This window comes from Cobetia sp. SIMBA_158, assembly GCF_046566945.1.
Classification (GTDB): Bacteria; Pseudomonadota; Gammaproteobacteria; order Pseudomonadales; family Halomonadaceae; genus Cobetia; species Cobetia amphilecti.
The window spans coordinates 1-236 of record NZ_JAWJYL010001083.1; the positions used below are offsets into that span (position 1 = coordinate 1).

General features: G+C 41.9%; 1 pseudogene. It reads left to right on the forward strand.

Annotated elements, in window-relative coordinates:
- Positions 1-236, forward strand: a pseudogene (locus R2R70_RS23120) (hypothetical protein); the annotation flags it as partial.

A 236-nucleotide genomic window follows, 5' to 3' on the forward strand; every position in this document is an offset into this window, starting at 1 on the left:
ATGTTATTAACCAAATTGACGATAATACACAAGTTATTCCGGGGCATGGTCCAGTAAGTGACCGTTCAGGGCTGATAACGTATCGTAAGCTGGTGCAAAAAGCCAAAGATGTTATGCTTAAGGCAATGCAAAACGATGCAAGTTTGCAGCAAGTACTTGACGCCGACCCACTATCAGAGCTGGGTCTTAAATATGCAAAATGGCTACCAAAAGAGCGAGTAACCACATTGTTTTAT